We start from the raw sequence: 18,970 nt of genomic DNA on the forward strand, positions 1-18,970 counted from the left end.
TATATCGATTATAATGGCCGCTATTGCATGAGCTCGGCTGCCGGGGGATTCAACAAGACGCTCGGCATGGACCGCGGATCCACGCTTCCGTGGACAGAGCTTGAGCATACAGACTGCTTCTTCATGTCCGGCACCAACACTGCGGAATGCCATCCTACGAGCATCCAGTGGTTCTGGAAAGCAAAGGATAAAGGCGCGAAACTGATTGTGGCCGATCCTCGCGAGACAGCAACAGCGCGTGTGGCCGATGTCCATCTTGACCTTCTTCCAGGAACAGATTCTGCATTGGCTAATGGAATCATGCATTTATTGATCAAACATGACTATGTCGATCATGAATATGTCCGGGAACGCTGCAATAATTTTGCGGAATTAAAAGAGATGACCGCAAAATTCACGCCAGAATATACATCGAAGATTACCGGTGTAACAGTCGAGAAAATCGTGAAAGCAGCCCATATTTTCGGAAAATCCCCTCGTTCGGTTGTTATGTTTGCCCGCGGTGCCGAGCAGCAGACAAAAGGCGTTGACAATGTCAGCCTGTATACTTCCATGGCGCTGCTTCGCGGCCAGATTGGAAAATTCGCTTCAGGTGTCGCTACATTTACCGGTCAGGGAAATGGGCAGGGAGGACGCGAGCATGGCCAGAAAGCCGATGCGCTTCCGGGCTACCGCAAGATTGCCAACCCGAAGGATGTCGAGTACATTGCAGGTGTTTGGGGCATTCAGCCAGAGGAAATGCCAAAGGAAGGTGTTTCTGCCTACGAGATGTTCGATCTGATGGTGAACAAGACCATCCGTGCCATGCATGTAATCTGTTCGAACCCGGTTGTTTCTTCACCAAATATCAATCATGTCTATAAAGCGTTCAAAAGCCTTGACTTCCTTGTTGTGAATGACTTCTTCATGTCGGAAACGGCGGAACTGGCAGATGTTGTTCTGCCTGCGACAACCTGGGCAGAGGATGAAGGCACAACCACAAATATCGAAGGCCGCGTCATCCGCATCCGCAAGGTCGTGGAACCGCTAGGCGAATCAAAGACAGACTGGGAGATCATCAAACTGATTGCCGAACGGATGGGCAAAGGAAAGTACTTCCCTTACAGCGAGGCGAGAGAAATCTTTGACGAACTGCGCCTTGCATCAAAAGGCGGAAAGGCCGACTACTTTGGTGTCACATACGAAAAGATCGATGAACAGGATGGCGTATTTTGGCCGGCTCCTGCCGAAGACCATAAGGGAACGCCTTCCGTATTCAAAGAAAAATTTGCAACCGAAGATGGGAAAGCCAATCTTGCCGTCATTGATTGGAACGACCCAGCCGAGGTGCCTGATAACAAATATCCATTATGGCTGACAACAGGGCGTGTCGTATTCCACTATCTGTCGGGGAACCAGACAAGACGCGTGGGATTCCTGATGGAACAATGTCCTGAGCCATTTGTGGAAATCCACCCTGAACTAGCAAGTGAGTACCAGGTCCAGAACGGTGAAAAAGTAAAATTAATTACTCCGCGCGGTGACATGGTTGCACCAGTGCGCATCACAAAAGCCATTAGGAAAGATACCCTGTTTGTTCCTTACCATTGGGGCAAAGACCTATCCGTCAACCAGTTGACCAGTCCTGCATTGGATCCGATTTCACGGATGCCTGAATTCAAAGTTTGTGCTGTAAAGCTTGAAAAACTTTCTTAAAAAGGAGCGGCTAAAAATGAATAAAATCATGTATCTTGAATTTGAACGCTGCATCGGATGCCGTGCCTGTCAGGCAGCATGCCGTGAATGCGGTGACCATGATGCAAAGGAACGGAACTATGTAGAATATGTCGACTTTGCGGAATCAAGGCAGACATTCCCAATGCTCTGCATGCAGTGCAAAGACCCTGCTTGTGCCCGGGTTTGTCCGGCCAATGCCATCCAGATCACTGAGGAAGGCGTTGTCCTTTCCGCAATGGAAGAGAAGTGCATCGGCTGCCGCAACTGTACGTTTGGGTGCCCATTCGGGATTCCGAAGTTCGATTTCGAAACGAACAAAATGTATAAATGCGATATGTGCTATGACAGAACAAGGGACGATATTCCGCCAATGTGTGCATCTGTCTGTCCAAGTGAAGCCATTCGCTTCATTGACTTTGACGAAATGCAGCAGCTGAGAAGGCGCCGTACGCAAATGAACCTTGTAGAAGGCAAGAAACCGCAAGAAGGAAACAAATGGGACTACGTTCCGGAATTCTTCGGTGTCTATACAGACTCTCAATGATAGCCAGGAAAGCTGGTCCAGGCAAGGAGCAGGGCCAGCTTCTTTTTTGCAGGGCCGGGAGTGGGCCTCATTCTTCCTGAAAAGGGGTTAATGAACTTGAAAGGCTTATAATAACCATAATTGGGAAAAGGGTAAGAAAGTACTTTTCCGTTCTTCAATACAAAAAAAGGGGTGCGGCACGATGTTAAAAGGAAATGTTCTCGCTGTGACAAGCGGAAAAGGGGGAGTAGGGAAATCATCCTTATCTGTCAATTTGGCGCTAGCCCTTCAAAAGCTTGGGAAATCCGCAGCGATTATTGATTTGGATATATACGGGTTCAGCATTCCGAAAATTCTAAACATAGATTTTAAACCAAAAACCTTCAATGGAAAAATCATTCCGGTGGAGACACATGGAATCAAGGTCATGTCCATGGGCTTCCTTGTCAAAGGGAATGACCCGATTGTATGGCGCGGACCGATGCTCGGCAAAATGATCGAGCATTTTACAAAGGATGTTCTTTGGGGAGAATTGGATTACTTTATTCTTGATATGCCTCCAGGTACAGGCGATGTGGCCCTTGACATGCATTTGATGATTCCTGAAAGCAAGGAGATTGTGGTAACGACCCCTCATAAGGCGGCTGCTTATGTTGCAGAACGGGCAGGCTCAATGGCAATCAAGAGCAATCATGAAGTCATTGGCGTTGTGGAGAATATGTCTTATTTCACCCCTCCGGGAACGAATGACAGATACCATATCTTCGGAAAGGGAGGCGGCGAAGAACTCGCATCCCAGCTTGGGGTCGACCTGCTCACCCAGCTTCCAATCCAGGAACATGATGAGAACTCGGAAACCCCGGCGATTGCTTTTGCGGACACTCCGCTTCAGGAAGAGTATATGAAGCTTGCCGAAAAGATTGATGCCAGGTTTAGCTAGCATCTAGCTTTGAAGAATAACTTGAAACTGGAGGATTCAGTTATGACGGATGATAAAAAGAATAAAAACCATCAATCTGATGACCAGGATATGATGAAGCTTGTCGACAACCTCAACAGGAAGGAAGACGTAAACCTCAACAGGCGGGCCTTTTTGAAAGCTACCTTCGGAACAACAGTCGCCCTCGGTCTGGCGACAACCCCATTTGGAGTATTATCTGTCATGCGCGATGGCCATAACGACGGCGAACGGGTCGAAATCGCCGAAGCGGACGAGTTGGCAGTTGGAGAGTCAAAAAACTTCGTTTATCCTAAAGAAGGCGATACAGCTATTCTCGTACGGACAAAAGATGACAAATATGTGGCCTACAACAATAAATGCACCCACCTGCAATGCCCGGTGTTCTATGAGCATAAGGAGGACATCCTTTTATGCCCTTGCCATAAAGGCTACTTTGATGTGAATAATGGCCATCCGGTTGCCGGTCCGCCACAGCGGGAGCTCCCGAAAATCCTTGTCGAAGTACAGGGCGGCAAAGTGTACGCCGTCGGAAGGGAGTACAGGCATGGATAAAAAAAAGCTCTCATTCCTATCGATTTTCGTGTTCCTGGCCATAAATGTCGTCTCCCTGGTACAAGTGATTGAAGGATACTATGGCAGGGAATATGGCCATGTATATACGTTCATGTTTGTCTCCCTCCTATCGACTGCGCTAGCAACGGCTGCGTTTTTTATCTGGAGAAAAGAGGAGTATAAGAAGTAACCGGCGGGTAGATTATATAGAAAAAGGAGGGTTTCCATGGACTCCCGATTCAATCATGATCCCCGCAAGGAAAGCATTGAAACAATATTAAAGAATTCCCTGGAGACAGAAGAAGATTTGATGCGGACGTATATCATAACCGCTGAGCGCATCCATGACGATGACGAGCTGAAAAATCGCCTGCAAAATTTCGCCGAAGGCAATGCGAAACGAACCAGGCAGCTGATTGACGAATTAGATAATAGAAAATAAAAAGTCGGGGCTTATCCCCGATTTTTGTTGTTTAGCTAAAACTATTTGTCGGTTCGACAGCGAGGGATTCCCCCTCATATTTCCGTTCGCCAAAGATGGTTATCACGGTGCAGGAGGTGATCCGGAAGGGATTTTCTGCTGTCGCATATTCTGCAAGCAGACCGTTATCCAAGTCTTCGCCTTCTTCGTTTTTAACAATGACATTCTGGCCTTCCAGTGTCCGAAGCCTGGCTTTCATGAGGAACTCCTTCCATGGCTCCCAGTTCCTGATCAAATGGGCACTCTCGCCATTTTGCAGATATCCCAGCTGGCATTCACTTTCATCAATCGTTATGTCCTTTCCGGCGGTTATTTCCAGGATGACCTCTCTAATAACTTCATATTGGCTCATTTCCAATTGCGGATCAATCAGGAAGATCACTTCATCATTTTCGTTATATTGGATGGCTGCAAGAGTCCTTTCATGGTAAAAAACGGCGTTCCCCTTAATGTGCCGGGATTCGACTTGTTCCTTTTCAAGCCCTCTTAAAATCAGTTTAAGCATAATGTCCCTTCTTCCTTCCCATCAGCAGATGCTTCTATCTATAATAATATGACCTTCTCTCCGCCGGGACAAACATAATCTCCCTTGACGCCCGTAAAAAGGTGATGGGTCCCGAATACTATGGCGATTCCCGGTTTCTGGCTCTTTTATTACAGAATTCCGTGGTGTTTGTTGTAAAACTGAAAGCAAACAGACACGCTGCGAGAAAAAAGCATGTTAAAATAAGGAGATAAGGTTTAATATGCCGAAATTTGCGGAATTAAATCTATTTAACCGGAATATATAAAAACATTAACTACTAAACTTACATTGTAAATAAGCAAATCGGAGGATGCCATATGACAATGGATGAACAATTAATTAAAAAGGCGTACTTTGAGAAGTATATCGAGGGCTCCGAGGAGCATCCAGTACTGATACTCGGCGAGCTCAGTCTTGAAGAGGGCAGGAAAGAGATCCCTGATCTATCCTATCTCCGTTTTGCCCAGGGAGAGGTATATTTTCATCACAAAGATTACGAAACGGCCATTTTCAAATGGGAGAATATCCAAAACGAACTTGAGGGCTGGGCAAAGAAAAACATGGCGGATGCCTATCTTGAACTGGGGCTTCCAGGGACGGCGGAAGGCATCTATCTGTCCATTGATACCGAAAGCATCACGCTAAAGATTGAAACGGGCCTGCAGCTGCTGTCGATTTACATGGAACAGGGAAAGCTTGAGAGAGCGACCGAGATTGTCAGTGCAGCAGTGGCCCTCAAACCTGATTATCCCGAGATTACCGAAATTGCCCGTTCCTTTTACGAAGAAAACAAGAATTGGGAACGTGCCGTCAAGCTGGCGATGGAGGAGGGAATCCGCACAAGGGAAACCCAATGGTTTGACCGCCTGAATACCTATGTGGACGCAGGCTATACAGATGGCAATCTGCCAGATTACTTTAATGAAGCGCTGAAGGCGTTGTTCGATATTGATCGGAAGCGGTTTGAAAAGCTTGCTGTATCGTTATGGAGCCAATACCGCAATCAGCCTGAGTTCATCGCCTGGGTCAAAAACTTCAATACGCTCTTTTTTGACCTGGATGCTTCCCGCAGTGAAGGATGGCGGGATTTATCCGCTGTCTACCAGGAGGCGTATTTTGAGCTTATCAATGGAACGAGACTAGTCAGGGAGCTTTCACCGCTGATTCCGGTCCATCTGACCAACTGGCTGAAGATCACAAATCCAGCTTCCTCTTTGTTCGCCTCGTCATCGGTTATGGCATGGAGCGAAATGTTCCCATCAAGCATTCCCTCCGAAACTGTACGGGACGCGGAGGATTTGATCCTGAATGCAAGGAAATATCCGTCTGCAAAAGAAGACACCCTTGAGCTGTTTGAAATGCTGCTTGTATGGTCGGATAAAAATGGAATTGAAGCGGGCAATCGAATTCAATGGCTGATGGAGGAACTAGCGACTGACGATACCCAGCATATCGTCCTTGCCGGTGTTTCGGGCAGCGGCAAAGCAGGTTTGGTCAACCAGCTGCTGGATGAGGAACTTTTGGCAGGCCAGACTTCCGCAGTTGTTGCTTTCAAGCCGGGGGATGAGCCGCAAATCCGGGAGATTTCCGATGAAGAAATCAGCCTGATTGCGAATTACGAAGAGTTCCAGGAAGCAGCTGGAATCAGGCGCCAAAATTATAAACGGGAAAAAATCATCGATGTCAGGATTCCCAATGAATTCTTGGAGACAAATGGTCTGACCCTTGTAGATACGCCCGACATCAGTCCTGATAATATGAATGTAAACCCGTTGTATCAGTATGTAAACTTTGCCGACAGGATGCTGTTTGTCCTGAACCAGGAGAATCCGTTGACGGAGCTTGAACAGGAGGTCCTTATGGAGATAAGCCGCCTGGCACCGGATCTTCAGGTTCATTTCCTGGTCTGCCGCCATCAGCCTTTCCAGGATGAACAGGAGGCAGTTGACATCCTTTCGCGGATCCAGGTTTTCTATCCTAATGCCAGGCTGTTCATGTTTTCGGAAAGCTATGCAGGCGAGGCCCAAAAAAGGGAGCTGGCAAAGTTCCTTCGGGAGGGAATCGGCAATCCAGGGGAAGAGCGCATCCTGAAGCTTCAGCATTACACAAGGATTGCCATCCATTATTTGCTCGATAAACGTATTGAAATGGAAAATGATCTGGTCGAAAGCGTACGGTGGAATGAGGAGATGGTGTCCAAGCTGAAGGGGGCCATCCACCAGGTGCAGGACCTTGAAGAAGAGAAGAAAAAGTACATCAAAGAAGATTATTTGAAAATCAAGGAAGAGATCCGGGCGGAAATGCTGAAGGAAATTCCAAATATCCTGAGGCGGACCTCCGATATTATCAAGGAAGACAGCGATTTTGGAAATCTGCATGCCAAGCTTAATGACGAAATGAACGACCGCGTCCAGGAATATCTGGATACAAAGATTCTTCGCAGCTACTACAGCTCGTTGCAGGATTGGATTTCTCTTTCAAAGGACGAGTTCGAACAGGCGCAGTTCAAGCTTGATGAGATGAGCCAAGGCTTCAATGCCATGTTCGGGGAAGAGCGAATCGTGCAGCAATGCGACTTTAAGGTGCTCGATGACTGGAAGCGTGATGCAGACCGGATGACCAGCGGAATCCAGCTGGAAAAGATAAACTTCCTGCGCAGCCCGGCGCAGTTCCTGCTGAAGAGTGCCGGCATGCTGTTAAGTGTACTCCCGCAGAACAATGCGATGCTTTATAATAAATACAAATCTTATGTGGAAAATGAAGATTACAGCGAAAGCGCACGCTCTATTGCAAAGAGATTTTTCAAGCAGTTTGAAATGTTTGAGAAGTCGATTGAACGGGATATAGGGCTGTTCTTCAGGCAGCCGCTTCATGTGCTCGAAGAAGCCGTTAAAGAATCGGGCCATGAAATTGAAACAAGCCAGAAGGCCCTTGAAAAAATGAGGGTCAAGCCAGAGGTTTACAGGGACCCCCTTAATTTGTTCGAAGTCCGGCTCCGACAGTATGAATGGATGACAGCAGCCGGGAAACAGGGAGGTTGATCATAGCAAAAAGGAAGGCCAACTCCGGCCTTCCTTTTTGCTATCTATGGAAAAAATTGGGACTGTTCGTCATCGAGGAAGGGCTTATTTGCATAATAGTACATCCATCCCATCATCAGGCTGCCGCCAATCAGGTTGCCGATGGTAACAGGCACCAGATTATGAATGACTCCTTCCATTGAAATGGTTCCCGGGTGATTGAGAACGAGGGCAATGGCAAACGTACACATATTGGCGATACTGTGTTCATAGCCCGATATGAAAAAGCAAAAAACAAACAGAATCATCGCAAACATCTTCGGACCATCCCCTTTTAGAGCCATCGGGATGAAAAAGGCCATGCATACAAGCCAATTACAGAGAATGGCCCGGAAGAATAGTTCACTGGCGGGGTCTGTCATTTTTTTTTCCACAACACTAAGCAAGAAGGTATTAACGGAAGCGTCATTAAACAGCCCCGTTGTATAGATTAAAAACGCAAAGGCAGCGGCTCCGAGAATATTGCCTCCATAGCTGTACAGCCACATGGTGAAGACTTCAGGCCACCCCATTTTCTTTCGGAGGGCAGCGAAGGTATAGTAAAACGTGTTGCCGGTAAAAAGATCCCCACCCCCATAGGCAATCAAAATGATTGCGGCCCCAAAGGTGAGGGCGGCCATCGGGTAGGTGAACGGCGAATGCTCAAGATAAAAGAAATTTCCGGTCTTAAATGCGACAATGACACCAAATCCAATGAACATGGATGCCAGTGCGGCCCTTGCCAAATATCTCGTCCGGCTTTGGCGGAATACTTTACGTTTTTTCAATGCCAGCTGTTCAGCCTCAAGCAGCGGCTTCACTTCCATATTTTCACCCGCATATCCAATGTAGTTTTAACCATAGTTTGGCGATTTTTGCTCCATCTATGTAGTCCGTTACCCTGAATTGGAAAAGGAAAACATAAAAACGCAGCCCAGTCCCGCTGGGCCGCGTTCTAATTCCGGGCATATATGACCAAATTTCAACAAAACTATTTCCACTCAAGCATTTCCAGTCTATTGCCGAATGGATCATCAACGTAAATACGGTCTGCTCCCGGCAAAAGGCTATCCTCTTTAAATGGAACCTGATTGGCTTTTAAGTGAAGCTTTAATTCGTCAAGGTTCTCAATCACCAATGCTGGGTGGGCCTTTCGTGCAGGAGTAAAAGGCTCTTCAATGCCAATATGCAGCTGGGAGCTGCCGAATTGGAACCAGACTCCTCCACGCTTTTTCAGGCTTTCCGGTTTTTCAACTTCCTTCATTCCCAGCAATTCTCCATAAAAATTCCTCGAGAGATCCTCCGAACCAGGCGGTGCGGCCAACTGGACATGGTCCAACTCCTTCAACATGAATGCCATCTGCTCTCCCCCTTCTTGTTTCTCTTTCATTCTAGCTTGAACAGGTTCAAACGAATATTTTAAAATTATAATGAAAAATGATAAGTTATTCTTATAGGCATAGGTGAAAATATCATTCTTTTTTCACCTATGCTATGCCTCATTAAAGCAGGTAAAAAAATATTTAAGGTTGGGATAATTGATGAAAAAGATCATTGTTTTTATAGCTATTTTTCTAATGGCTTTATTGGCGGCATGCGGGAACAAGGAGGATACTGCACCTAAGAAGGAAACGGTGAATGAAACGCCGGTTGAATCTCCTGCCAGTGAAGATTCGGGAAATGAAGGCGAGGATGAACATGCCGGCCATGAGGAGGACGCTTATGATGACCACGAAGAACATGGGGAAGACGATGGCGGCCACGGTCACGCTGGCCACAGTCATGATGGCGATGTCATCATTGACCTTCAATCAGGCTACGAAGTAAAGGTGAACGAAAATGAAGAGATTGCCATCCTTGTGGAGGAAAAGGGAGAGCCTGTGACAGGGGCAACAGTAACCTTTGATATTTGGGCAGAAGGCCAGGAGGAACATGATACTATCGACAGTAAGGAAGCGGGAAACGGGGTTTACAAAGCCAGCAAGGTATTTGAGGCTGCCGGAATGCATAAAATCAATGTGCGAGTGAAGAAAGACGACCTGGAGGAAGAGCAGCTCTTTACTGTTTTCGTAAGTGAATAATCTCGGAAGCCGGCATGGTAATACCAGGATATAATTTTGCTTCTTCCCGCATAGTTTATACAGATGCGATTCTGAAAAACAGGAGGAGCAGAAATGGATGTATTTGTAAGGAGCGGAGACTCACTCTGGTATTACAGCCAGCTTTTTGCCATTCCCGTACAGCTGATTACCGATTCGAACCGGAACATCCAGCCAAACAGCCTATCGATTGGCCAGAGCGTGCGAATCCCAGGCTTTGTTGCTGTTGATTACCGGATCAATCGCGGTGATACAATATGGAGCATTGCCCAAAGACGCGGCCTGCGGCAAGACACCATACTCCTGGTGAACCCCGGTATCAACCCCAACAGGCTCCAGGTTGGCCAGGATATCAAGGTGCCGCAGCGGATCACCTGGAGGCTGGTCCAAGGCAGGCAGGAATACGATTACAGCACCATGATGCATGATCTGGCCAGGCTTGAGCGAGTATACCCATTCCTGCGTCTTCCGAGCATAGGCAATTCGGTCCTCGGACGCAGCATCCCTGAAGTCCTTATTGGCGATGGCCCAAAACGGGTTCATTATAACGGCTCCTTTCACGCGAATGAGTGGATCACCACTCCCGTTATCATGACATTTTTAAATGATTACTTGCTGTCGTTAACAAACCAGACTCCAATCCGCGGGCTGTCCACGCAAAGGTTCTACCGGGAGACGATGCTTTCCGTTGTGCCGATGGTCAATCCTGACGGCGTCAATCTGGTGCTAAATGGCCCGCCGCCTGATGAGCCCTACAGCAGCAGGGTGGTGGAACTGAACAGGGGAAGCCTCGACTTTACTGGATGGAAAGCGAACATCAGGGGAGTCGACCTGAATGACCAGTTTCCGGCTCAATGGGAGCTGGAGAAAGAACGGAACCAGGTGGGGCCTGGCCCGAGGGACTATGTGGGCGAGCGCCCGTTGAGCGAGCCGGAAGCGATCGCGATGGCAGACCTCACAAGAAGGCGCGATTATGCAAGAGTCCTTGCCTTCCATACACAAGGTGAAGTCATCTATTGGGGGTTCGAGAACATGGAGCCTCCAGAATCTGAACAGATCGTCAACGAATTTGGCAGGGTAAGCGGCTACGAACCAATCAAGACGGTTGAAAGCTATGCAGGGTACAAGGACTGGTTCATCCAGGATTGGCGTCGTCCGGGCTTCACCGTGGAACTGGGCTTCGGAATCAACCCGCTGCCGCTGTCGCAGTTTGATGAAATCTATGAAGAAGCGCTCGGCATCTTTTTGGCTGGATTGTATATGTAAGGAGAGTTTTCTTGGTGGAGATGTGCGGCTGGTTTGGGGATAACTGGTGTTTGTAGAGTAAATGGCGGTTTTCGTAGAGTAAAGAGGAAACATTGTAGAATAAATGGACCAAATCGTAGAGAAAATCCCGAAAAACGTAGAGTAACGGCGGAAAAGTACTCAAGGAATAGGAGAAAACCCGGCATCCATTCCATGCCGGGTTTTCTAATTGTATTATTTCGTGAAAATTGCGTTGGATAGCAGGCGGAACAGGTAATCAGTGTGATCACGGAAGCCTGCTTCAAGACCGATAAGGGTAACGTCCTTATCTTGTTCTTTTACGATGACTGCCTGGCCTTGTGCATTCTGTTTATTCATTTGTGGTGAACTGGAGTTGTCTGCCCAGTGACCGGCTACAAAGAAGTCTTTTTCGTCACCTAATGTTGCAGCCACTTCATCATCAGTAAGGCCTGTGTACCAAACTGGACGATAAACGAAGCCAAGGTCGTCCTGATCGTAACCTGCGGTGATGCCTTCGCCTTCATAGGAAACTTTTACAATCCCATTACTGTTGGAGCCCGCTGTGTTAATCACATTGTCTGTTAGGCCAAGGGTCTTAGTAGCGAGTGAAGCTCCTGCACCAACTGCGATATACTTACCACCTTTATTTAAAAACTCATTAACATTTGCTTTAAAAGTATCTAATTGTCCTGGATTAGCAAATCCAAATTCTTTGTTCCCTGCTGAGTTTTGTACAGGCGCAATTAGCCCATTGGTTCCGCTGTAAACAAACACATCAAATCCAAATAAACCAGTTGTCGCTACCTCCACAGGCGTTACTTCCGTCACATTGAAGCCGAGGCGCTTCAGTGCCAGCTTAGTACCTGAGTGGGATTGGACTTTACCCATGCCGCCGTCTTTCAAAATCGCTACTTTCAAGCTGGATAGTTTTACTGCATCTGCCGGCACCTTTGCTGTTCCAATCTGAAGGCCGGAAGCTTTAACAGCTGCTGAAACCTTGTTGGCCGCTGCTTCTGCGTAGAAGTTTCCTTCTGCATCACGCTTTACAGGAACGCCCTGCTTCAAGAGCGTGTTCACAAGCTCTACTGCTTTAACAGAGCTGTTAGGAATCAGGAATGGTCCTTTGCCGGAAACAGCACCCTGGCCAGCAACCTGATTCACCTTGGAAGCAACAACCTTCACTTCTTCATGAACTGGATTTGCTTCAAAGCCCCACAGTTCCGGCAGGCTCCATGCGGAAATATCGTACATGGCAGGCGTATCATTGGAGATGTCTTCTCCATCCCAAAGCATTGTGTTCGCCAGGCCTGCTTTCGCCTGATCCATTTTCACAATATAGGTCCCCTTGGCGTAGGGTTTTCCGCCTGCTGTAAATGCTTTGGAAGCTTGTACAACTTCAATGTCGTTTCTAATTAAATGATTGACAGCTTTTTCGGTAACCGTTGGATCTTTTTCATCCACTGGCAGGATGTAGGCATTCGGGAAATGGCCTTCCTTATGAGTTGGATGATCAAAATTGATGCCGCGCTTGAATACTTCAATCTGGTTTGCAATCATCTCTTCTTTATTTTCCGTTGAATGCTTTAGTGCGCCCATGATGGCATTGTACATCCAGCGAACGCCGTCTTCATCATTTGTCGGAGCTTCTAAAGTAGAGCCGTAGGCACCGTGGTACATCGCGTACATTGGCGTGAAGATTGGCGGATAATCGTCCCAGCCAGCCGCGTCATCACGCAGCGGGATATATGCTCCTTCCATCCGGTCTTTATATAGGCTCCCTTTAAAATTTGCTTGATCACCCATAATTTCAGCTTCCATTGCCTCAGCCTGGCTCAGGGCCCAATCTTCATATAAATCATACTCATAATTCGGATTATGCGGAGGCGTACAAGGCTCAATCAAGCCTTGCAGGTTCGGTCCGTAGTTTTTCACATAGCCATGTGTATCAAGGAAGACCATTGGATTCCATTCTGTCAGCAGATCGACCATTTGGCGGGTTTCCGGCTGTGACTGGGTAATAAAGTCACGGTTCAGGTCAATGCCTTCGCCGTTAAAGCGGGTTGCGTCCACACGGCCGTCCGGGTTTTGCACGACGTTAAAGATAAGAATGTTATTGTCCAATATTTCCTTCGTCTCAGCGTCATTCTGTGTCGCAAAGCGCTCGATAAGCTGCATGACGGCATCTGTTCCGATAAATTCAGTTCCGTGAATGGAGCCATTGATCATTACGGGCACTTTAAAGTCAGGGTTCTGTTCAATCCAGTCCTGGGCTTTTTGCGGATTTTTGAACATTTGCTTTCTGAGCGCCTGGATTTTCCCGAACTTGCCTTGTGAATCAGGGGAAGCGATGGTTACAACATAAAGAGGATAACCTTGTGAAGAGACTCCAGTTACTTCCACTTTGACACGATTGGACTGCTTGCTGATCTCGTCCAGTTTTTGTCCAATCTGCGAGAATTTCATAAAGTCATAGTTTTCACTATTGAACAAGCTTCCATCTTTTTCTTCATTTACATTGACATTTTCCCACTTCACCGGCCCAGCAAGTGCGGTGGTCCAAGGTGCGGAAGTCAGCAGGCTGACTGCTACCAGACCGGAAATCACTTTTTTCTTTTTCAAGGAAACCCCTCCAAATATGTATTGTAAAATAGTATGAATGTATAAATATACGATATTTGTATTTTAATTAGAGTCTCTAATATTTACAATAGTGCTATATTCCTATGTTTACCGTTTTATGTCATTAATAAGTTATGCATTTCGTCTGATGAAGAGGAAATTAGTCGAATGGAAGCAGAAAAAACCGGAAACGAATCTCGTTTCCGGTAAATCGCCCTATATTTTGTCAAAAAATTTATCCCTGACTAATACAGGTCGAAGTTTCATTTTATGCCCTGTTATGCCTCAAGTTCCAACGGCGTGCTTTGCGCTTCATTTCCAATTTTGCAACCGGCTTAACTTTAAGCAGCTGCTGAAACATCACTGGTGTCTGCTTAACAGCAAAAACCGCTGATTGAATTGCTTTTTTCTTTCCCTCTATATCCTTCATTAGCTCTTCCTGGCTGGTTTTCAGCTTGTCGGTCTCCGTTTTCAGGGTATCTGCTTTTACTTGAAAACGTCCAGTCATTTCGTTAAGGGTGTTGATGGCCGGCTTCGCGTCCTTGAACGTCTTAAATACTGAATAGCCCAGATAGGCAACCGAACCAATAAATAAGGCCAGGCTTAAATAAACGATGATCATGCTGCAATTGCCTCCTTTGTTCTTTTACCAATACTTTACCCATTATGACTGAAGGAATAACAATTTAAGGCATTCAGTTGCCTAAACTCTGATTTGTGAAATGATGAACAAAGTTTTGGATATTGTCAAATTCTCGTAGTAAAAAACCCTCTTCCTCCCATTACAATTTAAGTATACAAAACAACTTTGAAACGGTAACAAGAGTTTTAACAAAAGAGACTAATGGAGGCACCCATAATGGAAAAAAGACAATTAGTAATGATTGGAAATGGAATGGCCGGTGTCAGGACTATAGAGGAAATTTTAAAAATAAATCCCGATGCATTTCAAATCACGATTTTTGGGGATGAACCCCACCCAAATTATAATAGGATCCAGCTCTCCACTGTCCTGCAGGGTGATACCAAAGTAGATGACATTATTATGAACAGCTGGGAATGGTATAGGGAAAACAATATTGAGTTATTTGCCGGAGAGGCTATCGTAAAAATAGATAGTGCAAGTAAAGTGGTTCTTTCCAATAAAGGCAGGGAGGTCCGCTATGATGAGCTGATCATTGCCACAGGCTCCAGCTCCTTCATCCTGCCAGTGCCAGGCGCCGACAAAAAGGGGGTCACTGGATTCCGCGATATCAAGGATTGCGACGATATGATCGAGACAGCGAGGCTGTATAAAAAAGCAGCTGTCATCGGCGGCGGACTCCTGGGCCTTGAAGCCGCGCGTGGGTTATTGAACCTCGGCATGGAGGTGGAGGTCATCCACCTTATGCCTCATCTGATGGAAAGACAGCTTGATGCTGCTGCTTCCAAAATGCTTAAGCGGGAACTTGAATCCCAGGGCATGAAGTTTTTGATGGAAAAACAAAGTGCTGAAATTCTTGGCGAAGAGCGGGTAACAGGGCTTCGTTTTACAGATGGCACGGAAATACAAACAGACCTTGTCGTCATGGCAGTTGGAATCAGGCCAAACACAGGCCTCGCCAAGGAAAGCGGAATCTATGTCAACCGCGGGATTGTTGTCGACGATTTCATGCACACGAGCGTCCCCCACGTTTATGCCGTGGGCGAATGCGCCGAGCACAGGGAAATTGTGTATGGTTTGGTCGCACCTTTGTATGAACAGGGTAAAGTGCTGGCGGCAAGCCTTTGCGGTTCGGAAGCGAAGCCATATGAAGGCTCCATTGTCGGAACGGGACTGAAGGTTTCCGGAGTCGACCTGTTTTCCGCCGGTGAAATTGACGAAGACAACGAAACGAAAGCCATCACTGTCCACAATGAGTTTGACGGAGTTTATAAAAAAATTGTCATTCGTGACAACAGGGTTGCAGGAATTGTGCTTTACGGGGATACGAAGGACAGTTCAAGGCTGTTCCGGATGCTGCTGAAAAAAGAGGATGTCAGCGGCATGACCAGTGTTTCCATCCTGGAATCGGGATGCTGCGGGGGCGGCGCCTCCGAATCAAATGCAGCGGCAATGGATGACGAGGAAATCGTCTGCGGATGCAATGGGGTTACAAAAGGGACGATTGTGGAAGCCATCCGGACAAAGGAACTGACCACAGTCGATGAAGTTGGCGGGTGCACCAATGCCGGACGCTCCTGCGGCCGGTGCAAATCGTTGATTTCCGACATTCTTGCCCACACTCTTGGCGATAAATATGACACAGCGGCAAAGAAAGATGCCCTTTGCGGATGTACCGGCTACAGCCGTGATGAAGTGGTAGCGGAAATAAAGGAAAAGGGACTCACTTCCGTCAGGGAAGTCATGAACGTTCTTGGGTGGAAGCAGGAGGAAGGCTGCTCGAAGTGCCGTCCTGCGCTGAACTACTACCTCGGAATGATCCTGCAGGAGCAATATATCGATGACCGCGACTCCCGCCTTGTGAATGAAAAAATGCATGCCAATATCCAAAAGGATGGCAAATACTCAGTGGTTCCAAGGATGTATGGCGGCGTGACAACAGCGGAAGACTTGAAAAAGATCGCGGAGGTCGCGGAGAAATACAATGTGCCTCTCGTTAAGCTGACTGGCGGACAGCGGATTGGCCTATTCGGGGTCAATAAGGAAGACCTGCCGGCGATGTGGGAAGACCTTGGCATGCCGTCCGGGTACGCTTATGGTAAAACCCTTCGCACTGTGAAAACATGCGTCGGTGCCAAGCACTGCCGCTTCGGCACACAGGACAGCATGGGACTCGGCATTGAACTTGAGAAAAAATTTGAACGCCTGGATACCCCGCATAAAGTGAAGATGGGCGTTTCAGCCTGCCCGCGCAACTGTGCAGAAGCCGGCATCAAGGATTTCGGCATCGTCGGGATCGACGGCGGCTGGGAAATCTATGTTGGCGGCAACGGCGGCACGGACCTCCGCGCCGGAGACCTGCTGCAAACGGTGAAAACAAAAGAAGAGGTTATCAAGCTGATCGGTGCATTCATGCAATATTACCGGGAAACAGCTCATTACCTGGAGCGGACCTCCAAATGGATCGAGCGGGTCGGCCTGGATCATGTCAAGGAAGTGCTTGCGGATGAAAGCACAAGAAAAGCTTTGAACGAACGGCTGGACAAAACGCTTGAAAGGTACATCGAGCCTTGGAATGAGGCAATTGAAAAGAAAGAAGTGCAGAACAAGTACTATCAAAAACAAAAGGGTACAGAAGCACCTGTGCTTGTATAAGGAAAAGAGGGGGAAGGCAAATGGCAAGATATTATCTAACCGATTATGATCTGCTTCCAGAAAGAACCGGGCAGGTGTTTGGGGTGAAGGGGGAAGAAGTCGCCCTTTTCCGCCTGTCGACAGGGGCATTGGCTGCAGTTGAAAACAGGAGCCCGCATCCAAAAGGAGGAACACTTGGAGAAGGTCTGGTCAGCGGGCATTATGTTTACTGTCCTGTTTACGACTGGAAAATCTCCCTTCTTGATGGGAAAGTTCAGTCTCCTGATGAAGGCCAGGCAAAAATCTTTCAGGTAGAGAGAGACGGGGAACAGGTTTTTATCGTAAAATAAGAAAAATGCCAAAAGAGAGAACAAGATGTTCTCTCTTTTTAAAATAGCAAAACTGGAAGGATGAAAGGGCGATGAACAAAGGACATGTGTTTTTGGTAGGCGCTGGGCCAGGTGATGCTGGGCTGATTACCGTGAAAGGGATGGAAGCCGTTAAGTCGGCGGACGTAATTTTATATGACAGGCTTGCCAACCCGCGGCTTCTTGAGCAGGCTCCTGCCCGCTGCGAACTGGTTTATTGCGGCAAGCTTCCCGACCGCCATTTTCTCCGCCAGGAAGCAATCAACAGCCTTTTGGTTGAAAAAGCGCTGGAAGGGAAAGTGGTGGTGCGATTAAAAGGGGGCGATCCAGGCGTCTTTGGCCGGGTGGGCGAAGAAGCACAGGCTCTCAGTGAACATGGAATTTCCTATGATATCGTACCGGGCATCACTTCCGGCATGGCGGCCCCGCTTTATGCAGGGATCCCTGCTACCCACCGGGAGTTTGGCGAGAGCTTTGCCATGGTGACCGCACATGATAAATCGGTAAACGGCCAGCCGGATCTGCAATGGGAAAGCCTTGCAAAAGGAATTGATACGATTGCCTTTTACATGGGAATCGCCAATCTGCCTTTTATATGTGAAAACTTGATTCTGCATGGGAAACCGGCGGCCACTCCCGTGATTCTTATTCGCTGGGGCACTTTCGGAAGGCAGCAGACCCTTGAAGGAACCTTGGCGACGATTGCCCAGCAGGCTAAGGACGTGAAGTTTGCCAACCCGGCCATCACGCTGGTCGGCGACATTGTTTCTCTTCGCAAAAAACTGGACTGGTTCGAGAAAAAGCCGCTGTTCGGACGGCAGGTCCTGCTTGTCAGGACAGGGACTAACGAGAGCGATCTTGCAAGGGAGCTGAGCAGCCAGGGTGCAGATGTCATTGAGTTCCCTAGGTGGACGAGAATAAAAGTAAGACCGGACGAGATGATAGTAAATAATCTGTCAAGCTACGAAAAGGTATTGTTTACCTCCCCTGAAAGCGTAGCAGACTTTTTTGAAGACATGATTCAACGATCTGTGGATATCCGGCAGCTTAAGGCAAAATTGTATGGCGGATCCAGCAAATCGGTAAGAGCTTTGGCCGATAGAGGCCTTCTCGCAGAAAGTGCTGAAAAACTTGGTGCAGAAACAGGGGAAGACTCTAGCTTGCTGGTAGTCGGCGACCGCTCTGTCCGGCAGGAATATCCGAATGGCGACTTTTATGAAACAAGCATAAAGGAAATCGATGGACAGTTCACGTGCATCCTTGAAAGAATGCTGGAGGAGGCCGAAATTAATACCGTCGTTTTTCCGTCAGCAGCCTCTGTAAAAGTATTATTGGAAGAAGATACGGGTTCTATCGGTTTCCGGGACCTTTTGGAGAAAGCAGAGCTGGCATGCCTTGGCGTGAAAACCCAGTCTGCCTTGAGAGAGCAAGGCTATGAAGCAGATGTATTATCGGATAAAGCCGATAAGGAATCCCTTGCGGCGAGTTTGGCTCAATCGAAAAAATGGTTTGGAAGGTGAAGA

At 47.5% G+C, this 18,970-nt stretch carries 17 protein-coding genes; 12 read left to right on the forward strand and 5 right to left on the reverse strand.

Translation table 11 applies throughout. The annotated features are described in order from the left end of the window. The 6 genes from WQ57_RS18665 to WQ57_RS18690 form a co-directional block, all read left to right on the forward strand. Window positions 1–1,695, forward strand: a 1,695-nt coding sequence (locus tag WQ57_RS18665; protein ID WP_046525284.1) for a molybdopterin oxidoreductase family protein, incomplete at its 5' end; no start/stop codon positions are given. 16 nt (window positions 1,696–1,711) lie between these two features. Then, complete coding sequence (locus WQ57_RS18670; protein ID WP_046525285.1) at window positions 1,712–2,260, forward strand: 4Fe-4S dicluster domain-containing protein; 549 nt, start codon at window positions 1,712–1,714, stop codon at window positions 2,258–2,260. A gap of 181 nt (window positions 2,261–2,441) precedes the next feature. After that, window positions 2,442–3,179: an Mrp/NBP35 family ATP-binding protein gene (locus tag WQ57_RS18675; protein WP_052948820.1), complete on the forward strand. Its 738-nt coding sequence runs from the start codon at window positions 2,442–2,444 to the stop codon at window positions 3,177–3,179. Window positions 3,180–3,221: 42 nt separating this feature from the next. After that, complete coding sequence (locus WQ57_RS18680) at window positions 3,222–3,752, forward strand: QcrA and Rieske domain-containing protein (RefSeq protein WP_046525286.1); 531 nt, start codon at window positions 3,222–3,224, stop codon at window positions 3,750–3,752. Continuing rightward, window positions 3,745–3,942: a hypothetical protein gene (locus WQ57_RS18685; protein ID WP_046525287.1), complete on the forward strand. Its 198-nt coding sequence runs from the start codon at window positions 3,745–3,747 to the stop codon at window positions 3,940–3,942. The genes WQ57_RS18680 and WQ57_RS18685 overlap by 8 nt, the downstream gene beginning before the upstream one ends. A gap of 36 nt (window positions 3,943–3,978) precedes the next feature. Further along, on the forward strand, window positions 3,979–4,194 hold the full coding sequence (locus tag WQ57_RS18690) for a hypothetical protein (RefSeq protein WP_046525288.1): 216 nt from the start codon (window positions 3,979–3,981) through the stop codon (window positions 4,192–4,194). Window positions 4,195–4,225: 31 nt separating this feature from the next. On the opposite strand, the gene WQ57_RS18695 is transcribed toward WQ57_RS18690, so the two are convergent. Next, window positions 4,226–4,738, reverse strand: a complete 513-nt coding sequence (locus tag WQ57_RS18695) for a hypothetical protein (RefSeq protein WP_046525289.1) — start codon at window positions 4,736–4,738, stop codon at window positions 4,226–4,228. Between the two features lie 338 nt (window positions 4,739–5,076). Between WQ57_RS18695 and WQ57_RS18700 the strand changes: the two genes are divergently transcribed. Further along, window positions 5,077–7,800, forward strand: coding sequence for a P-loop NTPase family protein (locus tag WQ57_RS18700; RefSeq protein ID WP_046525290.1), 2,724 nt, complete (start codon window positions 5,077–5,079; stop codon window positions 7,798–7,800). Between the two features lie 44 nt (window positions 7,801–7,844). Here WQ57_RS18700 and WQ57_RS18705 read toward each other — a convergent pair whose 3' ends face one another. Together WQ57_RS18705 and WQ57_RS18710 are read right to left on the reverse strand one after the other, a co-directional pair. Then, complete coding sequence (locus WQ57_RS18705) at window positions 7,845–8,645, reverse strand: formate/nitrite transporter family protein (protein WP_046525291.1); 801 nt, start codon at window positions 8,643–8,645, stop codon at window positions 7,845–7,847. Window positions 8,646–8,809: 164 nt separating this feature from the next. Next, the gene (locus WQ57_RS18710) at window positions 8,810–9,178 is read right to left on the reverse strand and encodes a VOC family protein (RefSeq protein WP_046525292.1); all 369 of its coding nucleotides are present in this window, start codon (window positions 9,176–9,178) and stop codon (window positions 8,810–8,812) included. Window positions 9,179–9,359: 181 nt separating this feature from the next. Between WQ57_RS18710 and WQ57_RS18715 the strand changes: the two genes are divergently transcribed. Both WQ57_RS18715 and WQ57_RS18720 read left to right on the forward strand, forming a co-directional pair. Then, window positions 9,360–9,899, forward strand: coding sequence for a FixH family protein (locus WQ57_RS18715; protein ID WP_046525293.1), 540 nt, complete (start codon window positions 9,360–9,362; stop codon window positions 9,897–9,899). Between the two features lie 93 nt (window positions 9,900–9,992). Continuing rightward, the gene (locus WQ57_RS18720; protein ID WP_046525294.1) at window positions 9,993–11,183 is read left to right on the forward strand and encodes a M14 family metallopeptidase; all 1,191 of its coding nucleotides are present in this window, start codon (window positions 9,993–9,995) and stop codon (window positions 11,181–11,183) included. Window positions 11,184–11,396: 213 nt separating this feature from the next. On the opposite strand, the gene WQ57_RS18725 is transcribed toward WQ57_RS18720, so the two are convergent. Both WQ57_RS18725 and WQ57_RS18730 read right to left on the reverse strand, forming a co-directional pair. Beyond that, on the reverse strand, window positions 11,397–13,802 hold the full coding sequence (locus tag WQ57_RS18725) for a M14 family zinc carboxypeptidase (protein ID WP_046525295.1): 2,406 nt from the start codon (window positions 13,800–13,802) through the stop codon (window positions 11,397–11,399). Between the two features lie 268 nt (window positions 13,803–14,070). Continuing rightward, window positions 14,071–14,424, reverse strand: a complete 354-nt coding sequence (locus WQ57_RS18730; protein ID WP_052948821.1) for a DUF948 domain-containing protein — start codon at window positions 14,422–14,424, stop codon at window positions 14,071–14,073. Window positions 14,425–14,661: 237 nt separating this feature from the next. On the opposite strand from WQ57_RS18730, the gene nirB reads away from it, so the two are divergent. The 3 genes from nirB (at window position 14,662) to cobA (ending at window position 18,967) form a co-directional block, all read left to right on the forward strand. After that, entirely contained in the window at window positions 14,662–17,100 is a 2,439-nt protein-coding gene (nirB, locus tag WQ57_RS18735) for a nitrite reductase large subunit NirB (RefSeq protein ID WP_046525296.1), read from the forward strand. A 20-nt stretch (window positions 17,101–17,120) separates the two neighbouring features. Continuing rightward, the gene (locus tag WQ57_RS18740) at window positions 17,121–17,429 is read left to right on the forward strand and encodes a nitrite reductase (NAD(P)H) small subunit (RefSeq protein WP_046525297.1); all 309 of its coding nucleotides are present in this window, start codon (window positions 17,121–17,123) and stop codon (window positions 17,427–17,429) included. 71 nt (window positions 17,430–17,500) lie between these two features. Continuing rightward, entirely contained in the window at window positions 17,501–18,967 is a 1,467-nt protein-coding gene (cobA, locus tag WQ57_RS18745) for a uroporphyrinogen-III C-methyltransferase (protein ID WP_046525298.1), read from the forward strand. Window positions 18,968–18,970: the final 3 nt, after the last annotated feature.

Origin of the sequence: Mesobacillus campisalis (assembly GCF_000986785.1) — a bacterium.
Classification (GTDB): Bacteria; Bacillota; Bacilli; order Bacillales; family Cytobacillaceae; genus Mesobacillus_B; species Mesobacillus_B campisalis.

Coding starts and splice junctions, on each gene's coding strand:
- WQ57_RS18670 (WP_046525285.1), top strand. CDS start 1,712: ATGAATAAAATCATGTATCTTGAATTTGAACGCTGCATCGGATGCCGT.
- WQ57_RS18675 (WP_052948820.1), top strand. CDS start 2,442: ATGTTAAAAGGAAATGTTCTCGCTGTGACAAGCGGAAAAGGGGGAGTA.
- WQ57_RS18680 (WP_046525286.1), top strand. CDS start 3,222: ATGACGGATGATAAAAAGAATAAAAACCATCAATCTGATGACCAGGAT.
- WQ57_RS18685 (WP_046525287.1), top strand. CDS start 3,745: ATGGATAAAAAAAAGCTCTCATTCCTATCGATTTTCGTGTTCCTGGCC.
- WQ57_RS18690 (WP_046525288.1), top strand. CDS start 3,979: ATGGACTCCCGATTCAATCATGATCCCCGCAAGGAAAGCATTGAAACA.
- WQ57_RS18695 (WP_046525289.1), bottom strand. CDS start 4,738: ATGCTTAAACTGATTTTAAGAGGGCTTGAAAAGGAACAAGTCGAATCC.
- WQ57_RS18700 (WP_046525290.1), top strand. CDS start 5,077: ATGACAATGGATGAACAATTAATTAAAAAGGCGTACTTTGAGAAGTAT.
- WQ57_RS18705 (WP_046525291.1), bottom strand. CDS start 8,645: ATGGAAGTGAAGCCGCTGCTTGAGGCTGAACAGCTGGCATTGAAAAAA.
- WQ57_RS18710 (WP_046525292.1), bottom strand. CDS start 9,178: ATGGCATTCATGTTGAAGGAGTTGGACCATGTCCAGTTGGCCGCACCG.
- WQ57_RS18715 (WP_046525293.1), top strand. CDS start 9,360: ATGAAAAAGATCATTGTTTTTATAGCTATTTTTCTAATGGCTTTATTG.
- WQ57_RS18720 (WP_046525294.1), top strand. CDS start 9,993: ATGGATGTATTTGTAAGGAGCGGAGACTCACTCTGGTATTACAGCCAG.
- WQ57_RS18730 (WP_052948821.1), bottom strand. CDS start 14,424: ATGATCATCGTTTATTTAAGCCTGGCCTTATTTATTGGTTCGGTTGCC.
- nirB (WP_046525296.1), top strand. CDS start 14,662: ATGGAAAAAAGACAATTAGTAATGATTGGAAATGGAATGGCCGGTGTC.
- WQ57_RS18740 (WP_046525297.1), top strand. CDS start 17,121: ATGGCAAGATATTATCTAACCGATTATGATCTGCTTCCAGAAAGAACC.
- cobA (WP_046525298.1), top strand. CDS start 17,501: ATGAACAAAGGACATGTGTTTTTGGTAGGCGCTGGGCCAGGTGATGCT.